The organism is Parafrankia sp. FMc2, from assembly GCF_041008525.1.
In the GTDB taxonomy this organism is placed as follows: Bacteria; Actinomycetota; Actinomycetes; order Frankiales; family Frankiaceae; genus Parafrankia.
In genome coordinates, this window is sequence record NZ_JBFLUG010000009.1 from 75,937 (window position 1) to 101,618 (window position 25,682).

Annotated in this window: 21 protein-coding genes; 6 read left to right on the top strand and 15 right to left on the bottom strand. The window is 72.6% G+C overall.

Annotated elements, in window-relative coordinates; genetic code table 11:
- Window positions 1-130 precede the first annotated feature (130 nt).
- Genes egtA through egtD form a run of 4 tightly spaced genes read left to right on the top strand, consistent with a single transcriptional unit; the run spans window position 131 to window position 5,168 of the window.
- Window positions 131-1,663 carry an ergothioneine biosynthesis glutamate--cysteine ligase EgtA gene (egtA, locus tag AB1460_RS05650; protein ID WP_420497201.1) on the top strand — a complete coding sequence of 511 codons (1,533 nt, stop codon included), beginning with the start codon at window positions 131-133 and terminating at the stop codon, window positions 1,661-1,663.
- On the top strand, window positions 1,645-3,183 hold the full coding sequence (egtB, locus tag AB1460_RS05655) for an ergothioneine biosynthesis protein EgtB (RefSeq protein ID WP_368959534.1): 1,539 nt from the start codon (window positions 1,645-1,647) through the stop codon (window positions 3,181-3,183). Before egtA ends, egtB begins: the two co-directional genes overlap by 19 nt.
- Window positions 3,184-3,215: 32 nt before the next feature.
- Window positions 3,216-3,962 carry an ergothioneine biosynthesis protein EgtC gene (egtC, locus tag AB1460_RS05660; protein ID WP_368959535.1) on the top strand — a complete coding sequence of 249 codons (747 nt, stop codon included), beginning with the start codon at window positions 3,216-3,218 and terminating at the stop codon, window positions 3,960-3,962.
- A gap of 42 nt (window positions 3,963-4,004) precedes the next feature.
- Complete coding sequence (gene egtD / locus AB1460_RS05665; protein WP_368959536.1) at window positions 4,005-5,168, top strand: L-histidine N(alpha)-methyltransferase; 1,164 nt, start codon at window positions 4,005-4,007, stop codon at window positions 5,166-5,168.
- Between the two features lies 1 nt (window position 5,169).
- Here the strand turns inward: egtD and AB1460_RS05670 are convergent, their stop codons facing one another.
- The 15 genes from AB1460_RS05670 to AB1460_RS05740 form a co-directional block, all read right to left on the bottom strand.
- Entirely contained in the window at window positions 5,170-6,165 is a 996-nt protein-coding gene (locus AB1460_RS05670) for a cold shock domain-containing protein (RefSeq protein ID WP_368959571.1), read from the bottom strand.
- 119 nt (window positions 6,166-6,284) lie between these two features.
- A complete protein-coding gene (locus AB1460_RS05675; protein WP_368959538.1) occupies window positions 6,285-7,559 on the bottom strand; it encodes a glycoside hydrolase family 16 protein in 1,275 nt (424 codons plus the stop codon).
- Between the two features lie 160 nt (window positions 7,560-7,719).
- Complete coding sequence (gene ilvD / locus AB1460_RS05680; RefSeq protein ID WP_368959539.1) at window positions 7,720-9,573, bottom strand: dihydroxy-acid dehydratase; 1,854 nt, start codon at window positions 9,571-9,573, stop codon at window positions 7,720-7,722.
- Between the two features lie 219 nt (window positions 9,574-9,792).
- A complete protein-coding gene (locus AB1460_RS05685) occupies window positions 9,793-10,770 on the bottom strand; it encodes a hypothetical protein (RefSeq protein WP_368959540.1) in 978 nt (325 codons plus the stop codon).
- Window positions 10,771-10,796: 26 nt separating this feature from the next.
- Window positions 10,797-11,159 (bottom strand): antibiotic biosynthesis monooxygenase family protein, encoded by a 363-nt coding sequence (locus tag AB1460_RS05690; RefSeq protein WP_018636690.1) that lies wholly within the window; start codon window positions 11,157-11,159, stop codon window positions 10,797-10,799.
- A gap of 77 nt (window positions 11,160-11,236) precedes the next feature.
- Complete coding sequence (gene dnaB, locus AB1460_RS05695) at window positions 11,237-12,595, bottom strand: replicative DNA helicase (RefSeq protein ID WP_018636689.1); 1,359 nt, start codon at window positions 12,593-12,595, stop codon at window positions 11,237-11,239.
- 862 nt (window positions 12,596-13,457) lie between these two features.
- Window positions 13,458-13,904 (bottom strand): 50S ribosomal protein L9, encoded by a 447-nt coding sequence (gene rplI / locus AB1460_RS05700; protein ID WP_071084172.1) that lies wholly within the window; start codon window positions 13,902-13,904, stop codon window positions 13,458-13,460.
- Window positions 13,905-13,915: 11 nt separating this feature from the next.
- Window positions 13,916-14,152 carry a 30S ribosomal protein S18 gene (gene rpsR, locus AB1460_RS05705; protein WP_006543269.1) on the bottom strand — a complete coding sequence of 79 codons (237 nt, stop codon included), beginning with the start codon at window positions 14,150-14,152 and terminating at the stop codon, window positions 13,916-13,918.
- A 61-nt stretch (window positions 14,153-14,213) separates the two neighbouring features.
- Window positions 14,214-14,819, bottom strand: a complete 606-nt coding sequence (locus AB1460_RS05710) for a single-stranded DNA-binding protein (RefSeq protein ID WP_368959542.1) — start codon at window positions 14,817-14,819, stop codon at window positions 14,214-14,216.
- A gap of 63 nt (window positions 14,820-14,882) precedes the next feature.
- Window positions 14,883-15,209 carry a 30S ribosomal protein S6 gene (gene rpsF / locus AB1460_RS05715; protein WP_026310950.1) on the bottom strand — a complete coding sequence of 109 codons (327 nt, stop codon included), beginning with the start codon at window positions 15,207-15,209 and terminating at the stop codon, window positions 14,883-14,885.
- A gap of 165 nt (window positions 15,210-15,374) precedes the next feature.
- Window positions 15,375-15,692 (bottom strand): hypothetical protein, encoded by a 318-nt coding sequence (locus tag AB1460_RS05720; RefSeq protein WP_368959544.1) that lies wholly within the window; start codon window positions 15,690-15,692, stop codon window positions 15,375-15,377.
- An 88-nt stretch (window positions 15,693-15,780) separates the two neighbouring features.
- Window positions 15,781-17,145 carry a hypothetical protein gene (locus tag AB1460_RS05725; protein WP_368959546.1) on the bottom strand — a complete coding sequence of 455 codons (1,365 nt, stop codon included), beginning with the start codon at window positions 17,143-17,145 and terminating at the stop codon, window positions 15,781-15,783.
- On the bottom strand, window positions 17,142-18,953 hold the full coding sequence (locus AB1460_RS05730; protein WP_420497202.1) for a glycosyltransferase family 87 protein: 1,812 nt from the start codon (window positions 18,951-18,953) through the stop codon (window positions 17,142-17,144). Before AB1460_RS05730 ends, AB1460_RS05725 begins: the two co-directional genes overlap by 4 nt.
- A gap of 192 nt (window positions 18,954-19,145) precedes the next feature.
- A complete protein-coding gene (locus AB1460_RS05735; RefSeq protein WP_368959550.1) occupies window positions 19,146-22,613 on the bottom strand; it encodes a transglycosylase domain-containing protein in 3,468 nt (1,155 codons plus the stop codon).
- 197 nt (window positions 22,614-22,810) lie between these two features.
- Window positions 22,811-23,218: a DUF5318 family protein gene (locus AB1460_RS05740; protein WP_368959552.1), complete on the bottom strand. Its 408-nt coding sequence runs from the start codon at window positions 23,216-23,218 to the stop codon at window positions 22,811-22,813.
- 338 nt (window positions 23,219-23,556) lie between these two features.
- Between AB1460_RS05740 and AB1460_RS05745 the strand changes: the two genes are divergently transcribed.
- Both AB1460_RS05745 and AB1460_RS05750 read left to right on the top strand, forming a co-directional pair.
- A complete protein-coding gene (locus AB1460_RS05745) occupies window positions 23,557-24,261 on the top strand; it encodes a PadR family transcriptional regulator (protein WP_368959554.1) in 705 nt (234 codons plus the stop codon).
- Window positions 24,262-24,548: 287 nt separating this feature from the next.
- Window positions 24,549-25,622 carry an inositol-3-phosphate synthase gene (locus AB1460_RS05750; RefSeq protein ID WP_071084043.1) on the top strand — a complete coding sequence of 358 codons (1,074 nt, stop codon included), beginning with the start codon at window positions 24,549-24,551 and terminating at the stop codon, window positions 25,620-25,622.
- The last annotated feature ends 60 nt before the right edge of the window (window positions 25,623-25,682 follow it).

Sequence of the window (25,682 nt, forward strand, 5' to 3'; positions counted from 1 at the left end):
TGATGCCTTGTGTCAGGTGGAGTCCGTCCCGACGCCGCCCGCCGAGGGGTAGCCGGGCCGTCGCTGTGGGGAGAACGCCCTCACGATAGGCGCCTCCTTGTGACCGAGGCGCAGGGAGAGGAGCCGCTCGATGCCACTCAGCGTGCCCCCTGGCGCTTCCGTAGACGGGCGAACGACCCGGGCCGGCCGCAACGGCCCGCGCACCCAGCCCGAGACGACCGACAAGGCAGATCACATGGAGACCACCTCCGCGCCCGCGGACGTGCTCCGGTCGTTCGAGGACATCGTCCGGGCCGCCGGGCGGGACGTCCTTGCCCACCCGCACCCGCACGCCGAGCGGCAGGCGGCCGGCGCTGCCGGCCCGGGCAGCGCCGCCGGACCGGGAGACAGGCAGGCCGAGGCCGGCGGCGCGCGCCGGGTCGGGATCGAGATCGAATCGTTCGTCGTCGACGTCACCCGCCCGCAACGGTCCGTCCCGCCGGAGGAGACGGCGGCCGCGCTCGCAGCCGCCGCCGGAGTTACGACCGGGACCGGGTCGGAGACGGAGGGGCGGCTGCCCGGCGGCAGCCGGCTCACCTTCGAGCCCGGCGGGCAGCTCGAGCTGTCCGGTCCCCCGCTGCCGCTGACCGAGGCGGTGGGCGCGATGCGCGGTGACCTCCAGATCGTCCGCGAGGAGCTCGCCCGGGCCGGGCTCGGCGTCGCCGGGTTCGGCGTCGACCCACTGCGGCCGCCGCGCCGGCACTCCACCGCCGCCCGCTACGTGGCGATGGACCGGCACTTCCGCACCTGCGGGGGCGAGGCGGGCCTGACGATGATGTGTTCCACCGCCTCGGTGCAGGTCAACCTGGACGGCGGATCGGGCGACGAGGACATCGTCGCGCGCTTCCGGCTCGCCCATGCGCTGGAGCCGGTCCTGATCGCGATGTTCGCGGCCTCGCCGGTCGGCGCGGGGCAACGGCTCGGCTGGCAGTCCGGCCGGCAGGCGGTGTGGGCCGGGATCGACGCGAGCCGCACCGGGCCGGTCCTGCCCGACCTCGCCGACCTGGCGGACCTCGCGGCCGGGCCGGAGCAGCTCGCCGTGCTGTGGGCCCGCTACCTGCATGACGCGACGCTGATGATGGTCGGCCACGACGACGGCCGGTACCAGGCCGTCGAACGGCCGACGACGTTCGGCGCCTGGCTGGCCGGCGCGGGACCGGTGCGGCGGCCGCCAACCGTCCAGGACCTGGGGTGGCATGCGACGACGCTGTTCCCGCCGGTCCGCCCCCGCGGCTGGCTGGAGCTACGCTACCTGGACGCACAGCCGTCCGGGCTCTGGCCGGTGGCGGTCGCCGTCCCGACGGTGCTGCTCGACGACCCCGACGCCGCCCGCGGCGCGCTCGCCGCGTGCCTGCCGGTGGCCGGCCGGGGCGAGGCAGCGGCCCGGCGCGGGCTGCGCGACCCGGAGCTGTTCCGCGCCGCGGCGCGGTGCATCGACCTCGCCGTCGCGGCTCTCGGCCGGGCCGGCGGTGACCCCGAGCTGCGGGCCGCGGTGGAGGCGTTCGCGGACCGTTACACCCGGCGGCGGCGGTCGCCGGCCGACGATCTGAGCGCGCGCTTCGCGGCGCGCGGGCCGACGGAGCTGCTGCGCGAGGAGGCTGCCCGATGCGTTCCGGTGCCCTGACCGACGGATCCGCTGGACCGGCCGAACCCGCCGACCCCGCCGACCCCGCCGAGGCGGACGGTGTGGACGGGTTGGCCGGCACGGACGGGTCGGCCGGGGTGTCCGGCCTGGAGCCCGCCGCTCCCGCTGGACCGGAAGCGCTCGCGGCGGAGCTCGACGCCGCCCGCAACCGGTCTCTCGGCTACACCGACCTCGCCGAGGACGATCTGCTGCGCCAGCACTCGCCGCTGATGTCCCCGCTCGTCTGGGACCTGGCGCACATCGGCAACTACGAGGAGATCTGGCTGCTGCGCGCGCTCACGGGCGGCCCGGAGCTGCGTCCCGGCCTGGACGGCATCTATGACGCCTTCCGGCACAGCCGGGCGAGCCGGACGACGCTGCCGCTGCTCGGCCCGGCCGAGGCGCGCGGTTACCTGAGCGACGTCCGCGCGCGGGTGCTGGACGTCCTCGCCCGGCTGGACGCCGACCAGCTGCTCCCCGGGTCCGGCCAGGATCGCCGGGAACGGCTGCTGGCGGGCGCCTTCGTGTACGGAATGGTGATCCAGCACGAGCACCAGCACGACGAGACCATGCTCGCCACGCTGCAGCTGCGCAGCGGGCCGCCCGTCCTGGACGACCCCGGGACGGGTCGGCCGGGCAGTGCCGGTGGTGCTGGCAGTACTGGTGGTGCTGGCAGTACTGGTGGTGCTGGTGGTGCGGTCGTCGACGACACCGCGGAGGTGCTGGTACCGGCCGGCGCGTTCACGATGGGGACGTCCGCCGACCCGTGGGCGTACGACAACGAGCGGCCGGCGCACCGCGTGCATCTGCCCGCCTTCCACATCGGCCGGTTCCCGGTGACGAACCGGGCCCAGCTGGCCTTCATCGCCGACGGCGGCTACGACGACGAGCGGTTGTGGTCCGCCGAGGGCTGGGCGTGGCGCTGTCAGGAGGGGCTGACCGCGCCCCTGTTCTGGTCGCGGGACGGCGACGTCTGGACCCGGCGGCGGTTCGGGCGGGTGGAACCCGTCCCGCTGGACGAGCCGGTGCAGCATGTGTGCTGGTACGAGGCCGAGGCGCACGCCCGGTGGGCGGGACGGCGGCTGCCCACCGAGGCCGAGTGGGAGAAGGCCTGCGCGCACGACCCGGTCACCGGGCGTTCACGACGCTATCCATGGGGCGACACCGATCCGACGTCCGAGCATGCGAACCTGGGCCACGGGCTGGCCAGGCCCGTGCCGGTGGGCGGCCGGCCGGCCGGCGCGAGCCCGTGCGGAGCCGAGCAGATGATCGGGGACGTGTGGGAGTGGACCGCAAGCGGATTCACCCCTTATTCCGGTTTCGCTGCGTTCCCGTATCGGGAGTACAGCGAGGTCTTCTATCCTCGGAGCAACGATCCGGCCCGGTTCCGGGTGCTGCGCGGTGGCTCCTGGGCCACTCATCCCCGTGCGGTCCGGTCGACCTTCCGCAACTGGGACTTCCCGATCCGGCGGCAGATCTTCGCCGGGTTCCGGCTCGCCCGCGACGCCGACGCCTCCTGACCCGCGTCCTGACCCGGAGGGGCCATCCGCCTGTGTGCCGTCACCTGGCCTGGCTCGGGGCCCCGCGCACGCTGGCGGAGCTGACCCTCGACCGCCCGTCCGGCCTGCTGCGCCAGTCGTGGGCGCCGCGCCGGATGCGGCACGGCACCGTCAACGCCGACGGCTTCGGTGTCGGCTGGTACGCGCCGGCGCTGCGGCCCGAACCGGCGCGGTACCGGCGCGCCGTCCCGATGTGGACGGACGCCTCCTACGCATCGTTCGCCGGCACGATCAGCTCCGGCTGCGTCCTGGCGGCGGTGCGCAGCGCGACAGTGGGCATGCCCGTCGAGGAGACGGCCACCGCGCCGTTCGCCTCCGGCACGCTGCTGCTGAGCCACAACGGCCGGGTCCACGCGGCCGCGGCGATGCGGGAGCTGCAGGCCCGGACGGACGGGGCGGCGGTGCCCGAGTCGCGCTGCGACTCGGCGGTCGTCGCGGCGCTGCTCTGGGAGCGCACCTCGCGGCTGCCGCTGGCCAAGGCCGTCGCGGATGTCGTCCTCACGCTGGGCGATCTCACCGAACCCGACGGGACGCCCGCCCGGCTGAACCTCCTCGTCACGGACGGTACCCAGATCGTCGCCACGACCTGGCGGGACACCCTCAGCTACCGCGAGGACCCGGACGGCGTTCTTGTCGCAAGCGAGCCGGATGATGACGAACCGGGCTGGGTCGACGTGCCTGACCAACAACTCCTGGTGGCTGACACACGCAAAGTCACTCTCAGTAGCTTGGCCTCCTAGGTCAGCTACTGTGAGTTGCACGAGGCAGACGGAGGACCCACGATGACATCCAGGACGCCGGCCACCGCCCGGGAAACCCTCGGGTCCACGTTCGCCGGAGCAGCCGGCGGCGGATCAGGTGACCCCGACAAAGCCCGTGACAGCAATGGATCCAGCGGGTCCAGCGGCACCGAGGGTCCCACTGGCATCACGGTCGACCGCCACCTCGCTGCGGCGGAACGCCACGCCTCCCTCGCCGCCGACGTCCGCGCCGGTCTGACCTCGCAGCCCCGCGAGCTGCCCCCCAAGTGGTTCTACGACGCCACCGGCGGCCTGCTCTTCGACCGGATCACCCGGCTGCCCGAGTACTACCCGACCCGCCGGGAGCACGCCGTGCTCACCGCCCATGCCGACGAGATCGCCGCCGCCTGCCCGGCCGCGACCCTCGTCGAGCTCGGCTCCGGCACCTCGGAGAAGACCCGGCTGCTGCTCGACGCCCTGCGCCGTCTCGGCACGCTGCGCCGCTTCGTCCCCTTCGACGTGGACGAGGCCACCCTGCTCCAGGCCGGCGCGGACATTCTGCGGGCCTACCCGGGAGTCGCGGTCCGCGCCGTGGTCGGCGACTTCGAGCGCCACCTGGGCAGCCTTCCCGGCGCACCCGCGCGAGCATCCGCGGCATCCGCATCCCCCGGCGCCCAGCCGGCCGTGGGCGGCGACCGGCGGCTCGTCGCCTTCCTCGGCGGCACCATCGGCAACCTGCAGCCCGCCGCCCGCGCGGCGTTCCTGCGCGCCGTGCGTGACCAGCTCCGCGACGGGGACGCCCTGCTGCTCGGCGCCGACCTGGTCAAGGACACCGGACGCCTGGTCGCGGCCTACGACGACAGTGCCGGTGTCACCGCCGCGTTCAACCGGAACGTGCTCTCCGTGATCAACCGCGAACTCGACGCCGACTTCGACCTGCGCGGGTTCGCCCACGTCGCGGCCTGGAACGCGGAGAAGTCCTGGATCGAGATGCGGCTGCGCAGCGTCCGCGACCAGGAGGTCACGGTGCGGGCGCTGGACCTGGTCGCCCGCTTCGAGGACGGCGAGCAGATGCGCACCGAGATCAGCGCCAAGTTCACTCTGGACGGGCTGCGGGCCGAACTCGCCGCGTCCGGCCTCGCCACCAGCCGCCAGTGGACCGACCCGGACCGCGACTTCTCGGTGACCCTCGCCGTCCCCGACTGAGTCAGGAAGCCGCGCGCAGGTCGGCGCAGCCGGTCTCGTCCGGGAGCAGCGGCCGGAAGTCGACCGTCCAGCGCCGGCCACCGGACGTCCACGGCGTCGTGTCCACCGCCGTGCGCGCGGCCGCCAGCAGCACCGTCGCGTCGGTTCCACTGACGGCCACGCAACCCACCTCGAGGCCCTCGACCAGCGGCTCACCTGGCAGCCCCGGGCCGGGCCAGGCCTGCTCCGCCGGAAGCGGGAGGCCGCCTCCGCAGGAGTCCGGCGACTGGACACCACCGGACGGACCTGCCGGCGCCGCACCACCGGACGGGTTCGCAGGCTGGACGCCGCCCGCCGGGCAGTCGCTGACCAGCGGTGCGGCGATCGCGGCGACAGCCGTCGGGACGTACGGCCCGGTGTCGCCGATCGTGCCCGGCAGGTCGGTGAGGGCGTCCAGCAGCCCCTGGATGTCCCGTCGCGCGTTCTGCTGCTCGGCGGTCAGCCCGGTGCCGTCCGCCTCGGCCAGCGCCCGCACCTCCGTCGTTCTGACACCCTCCGGGGTCCGGACCGTGAAGCGGGTCGACGGGACATCGGTGACCGGTGGCTCGCCGTAGTCCCTCCCGGCGCCGACGCCGGCCGCGACCGCGCGGTCGACGAGCCGTTGGACGTCGGCCGGCGCGATCCGCCGCAGCTGGATGTTCGGCAGCGCCGGCGCCGGGAAGATCGCGACCTGCGGACCCTCGGAGATCACCCGGCCACCCGGGTAGACGCTCACCACGGGCAGCCGGGCCGCCAGGATCTGCGGGGTCACGAACCCGCCGACCAGGTCCACCCGCAGCACCGCGGTGTCGTCCACCCCGGACTCGACGGGTGTGCCGGGGTCGCCAGGAGCGCCGGCGGGAGCGGAGCCGACCCCGCGGAGGCTGTCCGACCCGGTGGTGTCACCGGCGCAGGCCACCGCGGTGAGAAACAGGGGGAGGGCGACGGCCGCGAGTCGCGCGCCGCGCAGCGTCATCATCGTCACGGTGCTTCGACGCGGCCGGCCCCCGCCTGGTTCCCCGGCTGCCGCGTCCCGCCCCGGACAGTTCCGCACCGGACAGTTCCGCACCGGACGGCCCGGCGCGGACCGGACAGTCGTCAGGGGCGCGCGGAGAAGACGCGTACGTAGTCGACGATCATCCGCTGCGGGTAGTCGGCGGCGGTGGCCTGGGCGCCGTCCCGGTTCACCGCCACGTTGAGGATCACATAGTGGTCCTTGTCCCACAGCCAGACCGGCACGTCGTCGTGGGTGAACGTACGGATCGTCCGGCCGTCGAAGATGAACCGCAGCGCGGACGGCGTCCACTCCAGTCCGTAGGTGTGGAAGCCGGCGGCGAGGTCCACCCCGGCGTCGTGCATGCCGCCGCGCCCCCAGGTCGCCTGCCAGTGGGCACCGGACTCGTCCACCCCGTGGACGTTGGTGTGCACGGTCGTGGGTGCTGTGGACACGGTCTCGACGACGTCCAGCTCACCGCTCGCCGGCCAGTCGACCTCCGGCATGTTGGAGCCGAGCAGCCAGATCGCGGGGAAGGCACCCTGGCCGGTCGGCAGCACCGCCCGCGCCTCCAGGTAGCCGTACCGCATCGTTCGCTTGCCGAGCGTCTCGATCCGCCCGGAGGAGAACTCCGCGTCGCCGCAGGACGGCTCCCGCCGCGCGGTGATCACCAGGTGGCCGTGACCGTCGGCCGCCAGGTTCCGCCGGTCCGTGGTGTAGCACTGCATCTCCCGGTCGCCCCAGCCGGCGCCGGTCTGGGTGATCCAGGTGGCCGGATCCGGTGTGGCCCCACGGGGCCCGTCGAACTCGTCCGACCACAGCAGGCTCACCTCGTCACCTCTCGCGTGCCCTCCGGTCGCACCGGGCCTGGACGGCGCGACCGGGCTGGAGCCACGCAGGCCGGCAGCCGGTGGGCCTTCCGAACCCTGCTGCCCGCCCCCATGTTCGGCTTCCGGCTCCGCGGAGCCGGCTTCGCCGCCAGGACGATCGGCCGCCCCTGCCCCGGCGCTGCCGGACTCGGCGCTGCCAGCCCCGGCGCCGCCGAAGGCGGAGCCCGCCGCTGGGGCAGTGCCCGTGGTGGGCGGCCGCCCGGGCGCCTCGGCGGACGGAGCCGCGGACCTGCCGGAGGAGGAAGCCGGGGACCGACCGGGCGGGCCCGTGGAGGGGACCAGGGGCCCGCCGGTGGGGATGCCAGCGGCGCCCAGGCGGGCCGGGCCGTCGTCGAGCTGCGGACGGGTGGTCACCGTGATGCCGGTGACCAGGCCGGCCACCACCATCCCGGACAGCAGCGCGGCCGCGGCGGCCGCCCGGGGGCGGGGACGGCGACGGGCACCCCGAAGCGGGGGACGACGATGGGTGGGACGCCGGTGACGAGCCATGGCGAGGCGGATCTCCTCACGGTCAGCCCCCACGGGCCCGGCCGCGACTGCCAACCACCGCACAGATCACATCGTGATCGAACGACTACCTGGCGTCGCTACGGGCGAACAACGCCCACCTTCACACACATCAGGTGATCGATCCAGCAACCGATGGTGATCAACCGGTGATGAGCCGCACGTCACGCGCCGCGCCGGTCGAGGCGGACGTCGCCATCGCCGCGTAGGCACGCAGCGCCGCCGACACGACACGCTCCCGGCCCACCGGTCGGTAGCCGTCGCCGGCCTCGATCTCGGCTCGCCGCGCGGCGAGCTCCTCCTCGGACACGAGAAGCTGCAGCCGGCGGGTCGGGATGTCGATCTCGATGATGTCGCCGTCGCGGACGAGCGCGATCGGGCCGCCGTGCGCCGCCTCCGGCGAGACGTGGCCGATCGACAGACCCGAGCTGCCGCCGGAGAAGCGGCCGTCGGTGATCAGGGCGCACTTCGGCCCCAGCCCGCGGCCCTTGAGGAACGCCGTCGGGTAGAGCATCTCCTGCATGCCGGGGCCACCGCGCGGCCCCTCGTACCGGACGATGATCACGTCCCCGGCCTTGACGACCTTGTTCAGGATCGCGTCGACCGCGGCCTCCTGGCTTTCGACCACCACGGCCGGCCCGCGGAACGTCCACTGGCTCTCGTCGACACCGGCGGTCTTGACCACCGCGCCGTCCGGAGCCAGGTTGCCGCGGAGCACGGCGAGACCACCGTCGGCCGAGTAGGCGTGCTCGGCGGAGCGGATGCACCCGTTCTTCGCGTCGGTGTCGAGGCTGTCCCAGCGGTTGGTGGAGCTGAACGGCTCGATGGTGCGCACCCCGCCGGGCGCCGCGTGGAACAGCTCCACCGCGTCCGGGGACGGGTTCGCGCTGCGGATGTCCCACCGGTCGAGGAACTCGCGCAGGCTCGCCGCGTGCACACTGTGCACGTTCGGATCGAGCTTCCCGCCGCGGTCGAGCTCGCCGAGGATGGCGGGGATCCCGCCGGCGCGGTGGACGTCCTCCATGTAGTAGTCGGTCGAGCTCGGCGCCACCTTGCACAGGCACGGCACCGTGCGGGAGATCTGGTCGATGTCGTCGAGGCCCACGTCCACACCGGCCTCGACGGCAGCGGCCAGCAGGTGCAGCACGGTGTTCGTGGAGCCGCCCATCGCGACGTCCACCGCGAACGCGTTGCGGAACGCCGCCGCCGTCGCGATCGAGCGCGGCAGCACGGCCTCGTCGTCCTTCTCGTAGTAGCGCCGGGCGAGGTCGACGACGAGGCGGCCGGCCTCGACGAACAGGCCGCGCCGGGCCGCCGCCGTCGCCAGCGCCGACCCGTTGCCCGGCAGGGCCAGGCCGAGCGCCTCGGTCAGGCAGTTCATCGAGTTGGCCGTGAACATTCCGGAGCAGGACCCGCAGGTGGGACAGGCCGAGCGCTCGATCGAGCCGAGCTGCTCGTCGCTCACCGCCGGATTCACCGCGGCGGTCATCGCGTCGATCAGGTCGAGCCGCGCGTGGGCCACCCCGTCGGTGATGACGGCCTGGCCGGACTCCATCGCCCCACCCGACACGAAGACCGTGGGGATGTTCAGCCGCAGCGCGGCCAGCAGCATGCCCGGGGTGATCTTGTCGCAGTTCGAGATGCAGACCAGGGCGTCGGCGCAGTGCGCGTTGACCATGTACTCGACGCTGTCGGCGATGATCTCGCGGGAGGGCAGGGAGTACAGCATGCCGCCGTGGCCCATCGCGATTCCGTCGTCCACCGCGATCGTGTTGAACTCCTTGGCGACACCGCCGGAACCGGCAATCGCATCCGCGACGATGGTTCCCAGGTCACGCAGGTGGACGTGGCCCGGCACGAACTGCGTGAAGCTGTTCGCGATCGCGACGATCGGCTTGCCGAAGTCGTCGTCCGTCATGCCGGTCGCGCGCCACAGGGCGCGGGCGCCGGCCATGTTGCGGCCGTGGGTGGTGGTGCGGGAACGCAGAACGGGCATCTTGACCTCTGGGCTGGACTGCGGGGCACGGAACACTGGAGAGGTGCTCGGGACGCCAGACCTGGGCAGGTGGGCACCGGTCCGTGCGTACACACGCGGGGCGCATCCCGATCCGCGGTGTGGATCCGGAGGTCCGCCACCGCAAAGGCTACGCCTCACCTCCGACCATCGGCCCCACCACGATCGCGGATCCCCTCGAGCGCAGCCGGGTGGAAACCCTCAGGGCGTCCAGCCGCGGGGAGGTCCGGCATCCGGATCGTCCCGGTCGTCCGGCTCGCCCGGCCCTGCGTTCCCCTGGTCCCCCGCTCTCCCCTCCGGCCGGTCGGCGCGGTTCGCCCCACCGGCCTCGGCGGCCAGGAAGTCCAGCCAGGTCGGGTCGATGTCCGGCTCAGGCTCCGGTGACGGGTCCGCGGCGGGGCGGTCACCGGTCGGACCAGCGGTGCCCGAGCCAGGCATCTCCGGATGCTCATCCACCGGCCGCGGCCGCGGCGGCTGCTGGTGCGGCGGCTGCCACTGCTGCGGCGGCGGGGGCGGGGGCGCGAAAGGTGATGAGGGCGGCGAGGGCGGCGGTGGAGCGGCCAGCGGATAGCCGGGCCGGCGTCCGGCCCCGGCCCCGGGAGCGGACGGGCTGCCCTGCGCGCCGGGCGTCCACCCGGGGTGGTCCGGCTGACCGTGGGGTGGGACGAAGGGTTGGCCGGGACGGCCCTGCTGCCCCGGTTGGGAGGTGTGACCCGGCTGCCCGGGAAAGCCCGGATAGCCGGCCTGGCCCGCCTGGCCAGGCTGCCCCGCCGGCCCGGGATGGCCGGGATCCGCGGGATGCTGCCCCGCATGGGGGCCGCCGGAGCCGGCCGGCCCACCGGGGGAGCCCGCCCCGGCCCGCGGCCCGGATGCCCGGTTGAACCGCGCCACCGTCGTGCTGCCCCGCCGTCCCCTCCACCATCTGCGGACCGCCAGCACGAGGACCAGTGAGGCGACGGTGCCCAGGAGGGGCGCGACGTGCGGATCGTCGTAGCCGACCAGCTGGTAGATGCTCAGCAGCCCGATGAAGGCGTAGCCGGTCACGAAGAACACGACCGGCCTGAGTCGGATCCGCTCGACGACCCTCCGCAGAACGATCGCGACGAAGAGCCACACGAGGAAGCCGAAGAAGGCGGCGGTGAGCGGCGCGAAGACGAGGTACTCGAAGAAGGTGGCCATCGCAGATCAGGCGGGCCGGGTGCGGGCTAGGCCGACGTCGCCGGCGGGCCCGCCGGGTCCGCACGGTCGGCGATGGCCACCACATGCTCCACCGCCGGAGCACTGGCGAAGTACGGCGAGAGCGCCGCCCGCCACCGGGTGAACCGGTCGGAGCCGCGGAACGTCTCGGTGTGCGCCTCCAGGCTGTCCCAGTCGACGAACAGCACGAAGCGGGACGGTGACTCGACGCCCCTGGTCATCCGCACGGACCGGCAGCCGGGCGTGGTGACCAGTTCGTGCCGGACGAGCAGATAGGCGTCCGCGAACGCCTCCTCGCTGCCGGGCAACACGTCGAACCTCGCGACCTCGACAACCCCGGAGTCGCGCGGGGGAACACCGGAAACGGTCATGGCGTCCAGTCTGTCACCGCCCGGACGACTGTTCAGTCCGGTGGCCCACGGACCCGCCGAGGGTGGTGGGTGGGCAGTCAGTTGGCCATGTCGACGAAACGTGAGTAGTGCCCCTGGAAGGCGACGGTGACGGTACCGGTCGGCCCGTTGCGGTGCTTCGCGATGATCAGATCGGCCTCGCCGGCCCGGGCGGACTCCTTCTCCACCGCGTCCTCCCGGTAGAGCAGGATCACCGCGTCGGCGTCCTGCTCGAGGCTGCCGGACTCACGCAGGTCGGAGACCTGCGGCCGCTTGTCGGCCCGCTGCTCGGAGGCACGGTTGAGCTGCGAGATCGCCACGACCGGAACCTCCAGCTCCTTCGCCAGCAGCTTCAGCGACCGGGAGATCTCGCTGACCTCCTGCTGACGGCTCTCCACCTTCTTCGGCGACGACATGAGCTGCAGGTAGTCGAGGATGACCAGGCGCAGGTCGTTGCGCTGCTTGAGGCGCCGTGCCTTCGCCCGGATCTCCATCATCGTCAGGTTGGGGCTGTCGTCGATGTACAGCGGCGCCTCGGCGACCTCACCCATTCGCCGGGCGAGCCGCCCCCAGTCGTCGTCGGTGAGCCGGCCGGTGCGGATGTTCTGCAGCGACACCCGGGCCTCCGCGGACAGCAGCCGCATGGTGATCTCCATCCGGCTCATCTCCAGCGAGAAGATGACCGAGGTCATGCCGTTCTTGATGGACGCGGCGCGAGCGAAGTCCAGCCCGAGGGTGGACTTTCCGACCGCCGGCCGGGCCGCGACGATCCACAGCTGGCCGCTGTGCAGCCCGTTGGTCAGCTCGTCGAGATCGGTGAAGCCGGTCGGCACGCCGGTGAGTGCCCCGTCGTGGCCCTGGATGGCCTCGATCTCCTCCAGCGCGGGGTTGAGCAGCTCGCCCAGCGGGGTGTAGTCGTCGCTGGTACGCCGCTCGGTCACCTCGTACACGGCGGCCTGCGCCCGGTCGACGACCTCACTGACGTCGGGTGCGGGACCGAAGGCGAGCTGCACGATGCGGGTGCCGGCCTCGGCCAGGCGGCGCAGGACAGCCTTCTCGGCGACGATCCGCGCGTAGTACCCGGCGTTCGCGGCGGTGGGGACGCTGGAGATCAGCGTGTGCATGTAGGCGGGGCCCCCGACCCGCTCCAGCAGGTTCTGCCGGCCGAGCTCGGCGGCGACGCTGATGACGTCGGCCGGCTCGCCGCGCCCGTAGAGATCTCCGATGGTCTCGTACACGGTGGCGTGCGCCGGTCGGTAGAAGTCAGCCGCGTTGAGGACCTCGACGACGTCGGCGATCGCGTCCTTCGAGAGCAGCATGCCGCCGAGGACGCTCTGCTCGGCCGGAAGGTCGTGAGGTGGCGTCCGGTCGAACTCGACCGGTGCTCCGGACCCACGGGTGATGTCGGCGACGCTCACGCCCTGCTGCCCTCCCGCCCTTCGACGCCGACGGCCACGGACCTGACACCCGCCCCGCCGCCAGAACCGACACCGCCAGCAGCGACACCGCCAGAATCGATACGGGCCCCGGCATCGGCGCAGACCCCGACCACCAGCATCGAACATATGTTCGATGTGAGCATGGAGCCTGTCAACTCGGCCGCCCGGCCACCAGTTCGAAGATCATTTCCCCCCGCCCGTCTGGACTACCCGGTCCTCGTGGATAGATGGCCAGTGTGGACGGCTCGACAGTAGGCACACGCACGGGGAGGCTCCAAGAAGTTGTCCACAGCCCCCTGTGGACAACCTGTTGGTAACTGGCAAAGTTCTGGGGAATGCCTTGGGACGGAGCCCGGCGTGACTGTGGACACGCAGCACGGCGGGAACCGGATCCGCAGCGCCCGCCGGTTGTCGGCGCGGCTTCGCCTGTGGACGAAAAATCGTCCGGGCCGTTCTGGGACCATCGTGGGGGTTAACCAGTTCGAGTCATACCGTCCCGGGGTCTGAGCGCGTCGGGTTAGGGAGGCCCGCGCCGCACCAAGCCGGCCGCACGCTGCCAGGTGACGCAACCAGGTGACAGGTGACGCAACCGGGTGAACAGCGTGCCCGACCACCACAAGTTTCCCGCCGCACGGCACCGTCCGCCCCGACCACACGCCGGGGGACAGTGATCTACACGTGGCAGCGGCCCCGCACCGCGGCGCCGAAACACACGGGCTCCGCTGGCTCCCGACCGTGGTCGGGAGCCAGCGGAGCCTCGTCAGCACATCAGCCGGCGCGCCCGCGACGCACCGGCCCCGCCCCGCCCCGCACCGGGTACGGGGTGGCCACGGCGGACGCCCTAGGCCGCGACGACCTGGACGCTCACCTTCGCGGTGATCTCCGGGTGCAGGTGAACCGACACGGAGTGCGAGCCGAGCGCCTTGATCGGCGTGCTCAGTTCGACGCGACGGCGGTCCAGCGCCGGGCCGCCGGCCTCGGTGACGGCGGCGACGACGTCGGCCGCGGTCACCGAGCCGAACAGCCGGCCCTCCTTGCCCGCGCGGCTGGTCAGCCGCACGGACAGCCCGGCCAGCTGGCCGGCGATCTCCTTGGCGTGGTCGAGGTCGCGCACGGAGCGCGCGTCGCGCGCCCGCTTGATCTGCGCGACCTGGCGCTCGGCACCGCGGGTCGCGAGGATCGCGTACTTACGCGGCACCAGGTAGTTGCGCCCGTAGCCGTCGGCGACGTCGACGATGTCGCCGGGGCTACCGAGGCCCGGAACCTCCTGAGTGAGGACGAGCTTCATCGTCATCCCCCTCAGCGAGCCGTCGAGGTGTACGGAAGCAGTGCCATCTCGCGGCTGTTCTTCACCGCGGTCGCGACGTCACGCTGGTGCTGGCTGCAGTTGCCGGTCACTCGACGAGCGCGGATCTTCCCCCGGTCCGAGATGAACTTCCGGAGCAGCGAGGTGTCCTTGTAATCGATGTAGTGGACCTTGTCCTTACAGAAGACGCAAACCTTCTTCTTCGGCTTGCGCACGGCCGCCTTGGCCATGGATGTGCTCCTACCTCGGTTTGAGCGCGAGTTCCGATCGCGCGATGTAGACACCCCGCCCTCAGAACGGGGGCTCGTCGGAGTAGCCACCAGCGGGTTGCGACCAGGGGTCGTCAACGGCACCGCCGGCATAACCGCCGCTGCCCTGACCACCGCCGTAGCCACCACCGCCGGGGCCGCCGGAACCGCCCTGAGCGCCACCGAAGCCGGCGCCAGCCGGGCCGCCAGGCCCGCTCTGGCCACCGCTGAAGCCACCACCGCCGCCGCCGGGGCCACCCTGACCACCGAAGCCGCCGCCACCGCGGGAGGCCTTCGTGATCTTCGTGGTGGCGTACCGCAGGGACGGGCCGATCTCATCGACGTCTAGTTCGATCACAGTGCGCTTCTCGCCCTCACGGGTCTCGAAGGAGCGCTGCTTGAGGCGCCCCTGAATGATTACCCGCGCACCCTTGGTGAGGGACTCGGCGACGTGCTCGGCGGCCTGACGCCAGATCGAGCAGCGCAGGAAGAGCGCCTCGCCGTCCTTCCACTCGTTCGTGCCACGATCGAGTGTGCGCGGGGTGGATGCGACCGTGAAGCTCGCGACTGCGGCCCCGTTCGGTGTGAAGCGCAGCTCGGGGTCGTTGGTCAGGTTGCCGACGACCGTGATCACCGTTTCACCGGCCATGATCACAACTCCCTGGCTGGACAACCCGCCCCGGCGCGAGACGCGCCGTACGGGCGGGGTACGTCACGCCGCCGCCCGGCGCACGGGCTTCGGCGCCTTCGGCTCGGGCAGGCGGATCACCTTGGTACGGATCACCGACTCGTTCAGCACGAGCTGACGGTCCAGCTCGGCGACGACGGCCGGCTCCGTGTGCAGGTCGATGACCGCGTAGATGCCCTCGTGGCTCTTCGCGATCTCGTAGGAGAGCCGGCGGCGGCCCCAGACCTCGACCTTCTCCACCACGCCGCCGCCCTGGCGGACGACGTTGAGGTACTGGTCGAGTGACGGTGCGACCGTGCGCTCCTCGAGCTCGGAATCGAGGATCACCATCAGTTCATAGTGACGTGACAAGGCTGAACCCACCTCCTGTGGACTCTAGCGGCCACGGATGACCCGTGGCAGGAGGGACCGCATGCCGGGGCGGCTGAGCTCGGCGGTCAGCAAAGCTGTGTGAGCAGCAGAGCTGTACCGCCAGCAGAGCGCCGCACCGTCGGCACACGGCATGTCTGGACGAGATTACTCGACGCGCCCGCGGATGGACGGAAGGCTCAGCAGCCGGATCACCCGGAGCCACACCACGGCGACGCCGATGACGCCGGCCAGGTCGACGACGACCAGGAGCCCGTGGGCATGCCGGCCGGGCTCGGGCACCACGACGGCGAGGATCAGGAAGAGCAGCGCCAGCAGGCTGGCGGCGGCTGCCGGCACCAGCAGTGACGGCGGCAGTCGCCCGCTGCCGAGGCGCACCGGGGAGGCGCTGCCCCCCTCCTGGCGCGCCGAGGTCGCGGCGGTCGCCGCCGGGCCCGCGGGTTCGTCCCGTCCATGGTCAGCCACGCACCCATCCTGGACCATGGCCGGCCGCGAGGGCGCGCATCCGATCACGGTGGCCGTGTCGCTCCGTCCTCGCGGGCGGGCGGCGGCCTCAGTCGACCCAGTTCCCCTGCGTGAAGGCAACGACGAAGACCACCATGAGCGGCGCGCAGCACCACACGTACACACCGCGCACCCAGGGCCTCCGCGCACCCGCCCTGGCCAGCAGCAGGTAGAGCGGGAAGGCGACGAGAATGCCGCGGATTCCCGACGCGTAGTAGTTCGAGAAGCTCATCAGGATCGTCATGAGCCCGACGAACGTCGCCTCACCCCAGCGCCGCGACCACAGCAGGACAGCGGTGAGCAGCACTCCGATGACGACGGCGAGCAGCTCACCCCGCCAGAACCAGACGAACGTCGCCGCGCCGTTCCCGTCGAAGGCCGAGTGCCAGGTCTTCGACCAGCCGTGCCACGGCCAGTCGACGGCCCGGTTCCAGCCGGCGCGCATCGCGTCGGTGTAGGAGTCCCATTGCCCGCTCCGGACCCGCAGGTAGAGGATGAACCCGATGATCGGCAGTGGAGGCAGCGCCAGGGCCAGCGCGGGCCGGGCGACCACCGGCCTGCCGGCCGCGCGCCGCACGACCACGTACTGCACGACCAGCGCGGCGCAGAACGGCAGGCCGGTCACCCGCGCCGAGGCCGCCGCCGCGCCCAGCAGGCCGGCGAGCAGCCAGCGGTCACGCCGCGCCGCCAGCCAGGCCGCCGCGGCGAAGCCGAGGAACACCCCTTCGGAGTAGGCCGCGAACAGGAAGACGGCGTAGGGGAAGCAGACCAGCGCCAGAACCGCGAACCGCGCGTCCGCCTCGCCCACCTCGTCGGCCGCCAGCCGCCACAGCGCGGCCACCCCGAGAATGCCGACCAGGAACGAGACGACGAGGCCGGCGGCGATCCAGTCCGGGACGACGACGTGCACGGCGCGAATCGCCAGCGGCAGCCCCGGGAAGTCGACCTCGGTGCGGTCCGAGTACGCGTCGGAGAGATAGCCGTAGCGGGCCACCTTCGTGAACAGGCCGACATCCCAGCGGTCCCACAGCGTGGTCAGGCCGGGGACGTCCCGGACCGGCCCGTTCGACAGGGCCCGGGCGCCGGCGAGCGACGCGATGACCACCGCCACCCGGCTCGCCACCCAGAGCGGCAGCGTCGCCTGCACGGCCCCGGGGAGCCGCGCCCAGCCGTTCCGGAGCCACGTGCTCGCGGACCTGGACCCGGACCAGGACCGAGCCCCGTACCCACTTCGGCCCTCGGCACCAGGAGCGGGAACGGGAACGGGAACATCGTCGACGGCGACACCGCCCGTGGTCCCGCCGCGGCTCGGTGCGTCGTCGGTGCGGCCGGCGGGCCGCGCATCGCCGGTGCTGCGGTCGGGCTCCGGTCCGCCCTGCCCGGAGGGAGTGGGCGGCGAGTGCTCCGTGGTCATTCGACCGACGCGGGGACGCCCGCCGGCACGGCCTCCCGCGAGCGTCGGGGCCGGCGCGGCAGCAGCGAGCGCGCGCCGAACTGCCCGCCCCGGACGTCCGGCGCGCCGTCGAGCATCCCGCCGGCGGGGTCGTCCAGGCCGTCGGCGCGGACGACGTCCCGTTCGGGCCGGAGGATCTCCCGCACCACGAACGCGGCGAGGACACACAGGACCAGATCGCGCAGGACCACGGCGCCGACGAACCAGCCGCGGTCGATGCCGTCGGCACCCGAGGTGTCGTTGAAGATGAAGTGCATGAAACGGGTGAACAGCACCCACACCTCACAGGCCTGCCAGACCAGGAACAGCCGCCAGCGGGGCCTGGCCAGCGCGACCAGGGGCAGCAGCCAGATCGTGTACTGCGGCGAGAAGACCTTGTTGGTCAGCAGGAAGGCGATGACGAGCAGCAGGACCACCTGCGGGACGCGCGGCCGCCGTGGTGCGAGCAGGGCCAGTGCGAGGATCCCGGCGACGGCCGCCACGAGGAGCACCGCCGTGATGGTGTTCAGCGTCCCCACCGGAATGCCGTGCTCGTGCACCGCGCCCAGCACCAGCGGCGTGGCGATCGCCGGGACCAGCCAGCACACGACGGCCGCCGCGACGACCGGCCGGGTCAGCCAGGGCCATCTGCGGATCGCCAGCCAGGCGGCGAGCCCCGCCAGCAGCAGCGTGACGGCCAGGACGAGCAGATGCACGGGAGCGAACCAGCCGGTGTCGTACTTGCCCGCGGCCCAGGTGAGCCCGAAGGCGAGTGAGTCCCAGTCGGCACCGCGCTCGGAGTTGAGCTCGAAGAAGCGCTGCAGGCCGTTGTGGGCGCCGGCGCTCTCACCGTCCAGCAGGGCGACCCAGTCGCCGCCGCCCCAGAACGTCGACCAGATGCCGTCGCTGACCTTGGTCGTCCCGTCGAAGTAGCCGGCGGTCAGCCACACCGGCAGCATCACCAGTACCACCGTGCCGACCGCGAAGACCGAGGTGCGGGCCAGCTCCCGCATCCGCCCGGTCCGCAGGCACAGCGCGGCCAGCCCGACGAGGAAGAAGACCGGGTAGAGCTTGGTGACGATGCCCAGCCCGAACAGGATGCCGGCGAGCCGCGGGGCGCGCCGCGACCAGGCCAGCAGGCCGCCGGCGGCGAACGCGACGGCAAGGATGTCCCAGTTGGTCAGCAGGTGCAGGACGAGTGTCGGGGCCAGCGCGAGGAGCGCCGCGTCCCAGACCCGGGTGCGCCCGGCGGTCAGCGCGGTACAGGCGACCGCGACGCAGGCCGCGAGGACGAACAGCAGCGCGGTGAAGTCGTAGAACAGGGCCGACCGGGAGTCCATCGAGTAGTGGTCGAAGACCTGGGCGCCGGTCTCGTCGGTACGGAAGACCGCCTCCGGCGCCGAGCCGAGGCCGGCGAACAGGGAGGTGAACTGCATCGCCGCGCCGATGACCGGCGGGTACTCGGTGGGGTAGTCCAGGTAGGGGATCTTGCCATCGATCAGGCCCTCCTGGCTGTAGAGGGCGACCACGTCCGAGTAGCACATCCGGGTGTACTGGTACTCCTCGGACCAGTTCCGGGTGTCGCGGCAGCCCGCCTTCTGGACGTAGCCGAGCACGCAGGTGACGACGACCAGCAGCATCAGCAGGCGCAGCGGCGTCCACCAGGTGCGGTTCGCGCCGATGACGGCATGCCGCCCGGGCGGGCCGCCGACGATCTCACTCGCGCCCGCGACCACCGGGTCGTGACGCGCCGGGCTGGACCGGGTGGGCGACGCCGGGGTCGTGGCCATGCGGGCCATTCTGGTACACGGCGTCCGCGCCCCGTCCGACGACACTTGCGGCGCCGGCCGCCCAGGTGCGGTGGACGTTCCGCGGCAGTGCTCCGGGACGCAGCAGGGCTCCGGGATCAGTGCGGGCCTGGGCGCGCGGAACGGGACGGCCGTGACGGCGTCGGCGGAGGAGCAGCGCCGTCACGGCCTCGCTCAGTTGTTGAACGGGTCCACCACGATTCCGCCGGGTGTTCGTGACGGTCGAGGTCGGGTGGGTTGCTGTCCGGTCTGGCCACCCTGCTGTCCGGTCTGGCCGCTCTGGCCACCGCGGCCGTTGCGGTCATCGTCGTCCCCGAAAAGGTCCCAGTCGCCGATCCCGCCGCTGCCGCCGGTGGACGGCTGGGTCGGCAGCTCGGACGGCGGCGTCGTGGGGGCCGGCGCCGGGCTGCGCAGCGTGACCGCGCCGCCGTAGGCGGGCGGGTCGAACCCGGTCACCGGCTCGTCCTTCAGCGCGGCGTCCATGAAGGCCTTCCAGATCCGCGCCGGGTAGGTCCCTCCATAGACCCCGTTCTCGGCCCCTGGGATGCCTTTGAGGAGGTCGGTGTTCTCCCCCTTGCCCCGGAACATGTTCACGCAGGAGGCGATCTGCTTCGTGTACCCGCAGAACCAGGCGGAGCGGAAGTCGTCCGTGGTGCCCGTCTTACCTGCGGCCGGCCGGTTGTTCGCGAGCCTGGCGCTTTTGCCGGTGCCGTGGTCCAGCACGGCCTGCAGCGCGAACGTCGCGTCCCGCGCGACGGTCGGCGGGATCACCGGCTCGCCGGTGGTCTCGCCGTCCCGCGGGGGCAGGATGTCCTCGCCCGAGCTGTCCTCCACCCGGGCGACGATGTGCGGAGTGGACCGGTAACCACCGCTGGCGAGGGTGCTGTAGACCTGCGTCATGTCCAGGGCGGAGACGCCGTCCTGGCCCAGGGTGACACCGGCGACGTCGTCGAGCTGGGTCTCCTCGTCCACACCCATGTCGCGGGCGGTCTGAATGATGTCGTTGACCCCGATATCGACACCCAGCGGCACGTACACCGTGTTGATCGATTCCGCGGTCGACTCGACCAGATCCGGCCAGCCCAGATGGCCCGGCTCACTCTCGTCGTTGCCGAAATGGTAGTCACCGATGGTCATGTCGGCCGGAGCCTCGTAGGTCGACCTCAGGCTGATGCCTTCCTTCAGCGCGGTCACCAGGGTCACGGTCTTGAACGTCGAGCCGGGCGGGACCCTCGCCCCGGACACGTTGTCGACGAACTGTTCCTGACCGTTGTCGCCCTTGCCGTACAGGGAGCCGCCGTACCAGGCCAGTACCTCGCCGGTGCCCGGTTTCAGCGCGACCAGTCCGGTGCGCAGATCGGGCACGGCCGCGTAGGCCTGGGCGATCTGGTCGTTGACGGCCTGGAACGCCGCGGTCTGCCGCCCTTCGTCCAGGGTCGTGGTGATACGCAGGCCACCGCGGTTGATCTGGTCCTCGGTGATCCCGTTGGCGTCCAGTTCCCTCTTCACCTGGTCACGGATGTAGCCGACCTGGTCGGAGGAGGTGTAGTCGCCGCTCTCGTCCTTGTCCAGGACGGGCGGCGGCTTCTCGTTCGCCAGCGAAGCCGGCGCCCAGCCCTGGGCGACCATCGTGGCGACGACGTCCTTCCACCGGGCCTCCGCGGGCCCCGGGTTCTCCTTGGGGTCCAGATAGTTCGGCGACCGGATGAGGCCGGCGATCACCGCGCCCTCACCGGCGGTGAGCTGCGCGGCGGGCTTGCCGAAGTAGCTCTTGGCCGCGGCCTCGATACCGTACGACTGGCGCCCGAAGTAGATCGTGTTCAGGTAGTACTCCAGGATCTGGTCCTTGGAGTACTTCCGGTCCAGCTTGATCGCGAGAACGATCTCCCGCATCTTCCGGGTGAACGTGCGGTCCTGCGTCAGGTAGGCGTTCTTCGCGTACTGCTGGGTGATCGTCGAGCCGCCCTGGGAGATCTCACCGCCGGTGACGTTCACCCACATGGCGCGGGCGATGCCCTTCGGCGAGATGCCGGGCTCGTTGTAGAAGTTGTAGTTCTCCGCTGCCAGCACCGCGTGCTGGACGTCCTTCGACACCTGGGAGAGCGGGACGTCGGTGCGGTTCACCGTGCCGATCCGGGTGATCTCACCGCCGCCCGCCCAGGCGATGATCGACGTCTGGTCGGTCTTGACCTCGTCGGGCAGCGGCACCCGGGTGGCCGCGTAGATCACCGCGATGCCGGCGACGAACAGCAGCGACCCCGAGGTCAGGCCGATGAGCACCAGGCGGCGGAACCACCGCGGCCGGTTGCGCCACCACTTCGGGCCGCGTCGGCCCTGGGTGCGGCGCGCGGCACCGCGCCCGCCCGGGTCACGCTCTCCGGGGCGCGGCGGACCGCCGGGCCGCCGGCCCGGTGCCGCACGGCGCGGGCCGGACGCCCGGTCCACGCCGTTCATGCGCGCCGTGGCCGAGGACCCGGCGCCTGAGTCCCGGCTCATGTCGTCCAGCTCGTCGAGGCCGCCGGAGCGCCCGGTGGCGCCGCCGGGCGTGACCTTGCGGTACACGGTGGCGTCCGCGGTGCGCTCGGCGACATCGACCCGGCTCAGCGCGGCCTGGTCGACGGTGTCGTAGATGGCGTTGGGCCGGGCGGGCGGCTGCTCGGGCGCCGACGGGCGCCCACCGCCCGGGCGGACGGCCCGCAGCCGGGTGGTGGCGGCTGACAGCCGCTCGGTACGGTCCCTCCGTTCGGGCTCGCCCCGCCCGCCGCGCTCGCCTCGTCCGCCTCTGTCGTCGACGGCGGACGGTCGGCCCGCGGCGCGCTCCGCGGCGGCGCGGCCGGCGACCGAACGCGGCCCACGGCCGGACGCGGGTGGTTCCCCGGGACCGGAGCTGGCGGCGCGCGTCAGGTCGCCCCGGTCGGGGTCCTCGCGCCCGAACTGCCCGCGGGGACTGGAGACGCGGCCCGAGCCGGTCCGCCCGGCCCCGGTCTGGCGGGATCCGCCGCGATCGGAGTACCCGCGGCCACCTGCCGTGCCCGCGCCGGTCCCGCTGCCGGTCCCAGCTCCCGCGGCGGCGGCGCGGCCCGTCGCCGGCCTGCCAGCCGGACCGGAGCCGGGCCTTGCGGGGGCGCCCGCGCGGTCGTCGGCGCGGTCGTCGGCGCGGCTGTCGGCGCGACCGGCATGGCCGGTGCGACTGGTCGAATCAGCGCGTTCAGGGGTCGCCGGGCGGCCACCGGGCCGGCCAGGCGCCTGACCACCGGTGGGAGCGGCCGGCGGGCCGGCGGGGGTGCGCTGCGCGGAGCGTCCGTCCGGACCGGAGCCAGGGCGGGAGCGGGTGGCGGCCTCGGTCTCCCGGCGGCGGGCGGCGGCGCCCCGGTCGGGCGTCCAGCCACCGGCCTCGGCCTCGGCTGCGCCGGGCCCGCCACGGCCAGCCGCGGGCGGCCCGCCAGCGCTGGCGGCACCCGGACCTCGCCGGGCACCCGGCCCGCCGGGAACCGGCCCACCGGGCGGCGGCGGCCCGCCGGCCACCGGGGCGCCGGGGCGTGGCCGCTCGGCGCCCGAGCCCGGCGCGGCCCCACGCGGGTCCTCGCCGTTGCCGGCACCAGGCCCGATCGCCCTTGTGCCCTGGCTGTAGGGAGTGCTCACCAGCTACCCCATCCGTCGCCGTGAATCCCCCCGGTCACCGTGCTCATGCCATGGTCCGGCCGGTGCCGCATCCGGTGTGGCACGCCAAAGGCGGCCGCACCCACGTGGAAACCCACATGGCAGACCAGAATCTCACGCCAGATCGGGACACCCGCGAGAGGGCACCTATGTGCGGGTGGCGCCGGAGCGCGTGGGCGTCAGGTGTCGGCGGCCCGGCGGCCGGAGTGCTTCCTCGCCGGCGGCTCGCCCGTGCCGATCACATACGAGGTGATCAGGTGGTTCCAGCCGCAGGGCTGGCACACCTCCACGACGTAGACATGCAGCTCGCTGTACCGGGCGGCGAGACCGGGGAGCTCCTTGGTCGCCCGCACCCGGCCGGAGCTCGGGCCCAGCTCGTCGCCATAGGTGTAGGTGACGTTGACGAGCGGGTCGCCGCCCCGGCAGACCGGGCACCGCTTCCTGCTGGGCTCGCCGTGGTATCTCGCGGCCCGAACCAGATACGGATGCGCGTCGCAGACGTCGCCGGAGGCGACCCTTCCTGCGAACAGGTCGCCCAGCGTCGCCCTGCGGGCGAGCGCGTAGTCGACGACCGACCGTGGACGCATGGCTGCCACGGTACGCCGACGCCGGACCCCGGGCAGACGGAAACGACAGAACTTGACGAGCCGGCCAGGCCCCCCGCGGCCTCACACCGGCCTCCTCCCGCCGCCCCGAATCGCCGGCACATCCGGGTGCACGGGTTGGCTTGTCGACGTCGGTCCGTCATCGCCCGGTCGCCGATCCGCCATCCACTGTTGCCGTGGTCGTACCGGAAGGGCTATCCTCGATGTATCGCATCGATATGTTGGCGCGACAGGACAGCTCGATGCAGTTTCTCGATGCAGTACCTCGATACAGCTGGCCTCAGGGCGGCCTGGCCACCACGACCGGGAGGAGAGCGCGCATGTTGGAGCTGGCGGTGCTCGCACTCCTGTCGGAAAGCCCCATGCACGGCTACGAGCTGCGCAAGCGGCTCGCCGCCGTGCTCGGGTCCTTTCACCGCTTCAGCTACGGGTCGCTCTACCCGTGCCTGCGCCGGCTGCAGGCCTCCGGGTACGTGACCGCGGACGACGCCGGCGCCGCCGCCCGCATCGGGGGGCGCAGCCGGGTCGTCTACACCCTCACTGGCGAGGGCAAGGAGAAACTCTCCGAGCTGCTCGGCGAAGGCGGGCCGTCCTCCTGGGAGGACGAGATGTTCGGCGTCCGCTTCGCCTTCTTCTCCAAGACCGACGCGGCGGTGCGGCTGCGGATCCTCGAGGGGCGGCGCGGCCGGCTCGAGGAGCGTGGAGAGAAGGTGCGTTCGGCGCTGTCCCGCACCCAGAAGCGGCTCGACTCCTACACCCTCGAGCTGCAGCGCCACGGGCTCGAATCAGTGGAGCGCGAGGTCAGATGGCTCAGCGAGCTGATCGAGACGGAACGGGCCCAGAAGCCCGCATCCCCTCCCGGGGCACAGCTGTTGTCCACATCATCCACAGAGTTGTCCACAGGTTCGTCCACAGCTGAGGCAGCCTCGGCCGCGGGCGGATCGGCGGGCGGCATCCCGGGCGACCCGACGATCCGCGCCGACGGCCCTGACGGCGCGGGCACATCCCCGGGTCCCGAAAGCTAGCGCGGGCCTGGTCCGGCGGGCCTCGGGAGCAGCGTCCGTACGCACGGACCCGGCGCCCGGAGGCCCGCCGCGCCGGGCTTGTACCGGGCCGGGCCCGACAGCCGGTGGTCCGGCGGGCCGGACCACCGGCGCGGGCTCGTCCTCAGGCTCGTTCCCGGGTTCGTCCTGGCCGCTTCTGTGGTGCCCGGCCAGCAGAGCACCTGCCAGCCAGCACCATGCACCTGCACCTGCACCTGCCAGTCAGTGAACGCCAGCATCCCCTCCACCAGCCAAGGAGCGCATCCGTCATGGGTTCGGTACGTGTCGCCATCGTCGGTGTGGGCAACTGCGCCGCTTCTCTCGTCCAAGGGGTCGAGTACTACCGCGACGCCGACCCGTCCGCCCAGGTCCCTGGCCTGATGCATGTGACGCTCGGCGACTACCACGTCTCCGACCTGACCTTCGTCGCCGCGTTCGACGTGGACGCGAAGAAGGTCGGCCGGGACCTCTCGGAGGCCATCGTGGCCAGCGAGAACAACACCATCAAGATCGCGGACGTGCCCCCGCTCGGGCTGACCGTCGCCCGCGGGCACACCTTCGACGGTCTCGGCCGCTACTACCGCGAGACCATCGAGGAGTCCGACGAGGCCCCGGTCGACGTCGTCGCGGCGCTGCGCGAGGCCCGGGCCGACGTCCTGGTCTGCTACCTGCCGGTCGGGTCCGAGGACGCGGCGAAGTTCTACGCCCAGTGCGCCATCGATGCCGGAGTGGCCTTCATCAACTGCCTCCCGGTGTTCATCGCCGGTGTCCCCGAGTGGGCCGAGAAGTTCCGCGCGGCGGGCGTGCCGATCGTCGGCGACGACATCAAGTCGCAGGTCGGCGCGACCATTACCCACCGCGTGCTGGCGAAGCTGTTCGAGGACCGCGGTGTCATCCTCGACCGCACGATGCAGCTCAACGTCGGCGGCAACATGGACTTCAAGAACATGCTCGAGCGGGAGCGGCTGGAGTCCAAGAAGATCTCCAAGACGCAGGCCGTGACCTCCCAGGTGTCTCATGACCTGGGCAAGGACAACGTGCACATCGGCCCGTCCGACTACGTGGCCTGGCTCGACGACCGCAAGTGGGCGTACGTCCGCCTCGAGGGCCGCGCGTTCGGTGACGTCCCGCTGAACCTGGAGTACAAGCTCGAGGTCTGGGACTCCCCCAACAGCGCCGGTGTCGTCATCGACGCCGTCCGCTGCGCGAAGATCGCCCTCGACCGCGGTGTCGGTGGCCCGATCCTCTCCGCGTCGTCGTACTTCATGAAGTCGCCGCCGGAGCAGTACCGCGACAGCGACGCCCGCGACAAGGTCGCTGCCTTCATCCGCGGCGAGGGCTGAGCCCCGGCCGGGCCGAGCCCGGCGTGGTGCCCGAGCCGCCGCGAGTGCCCGAGACGGCAC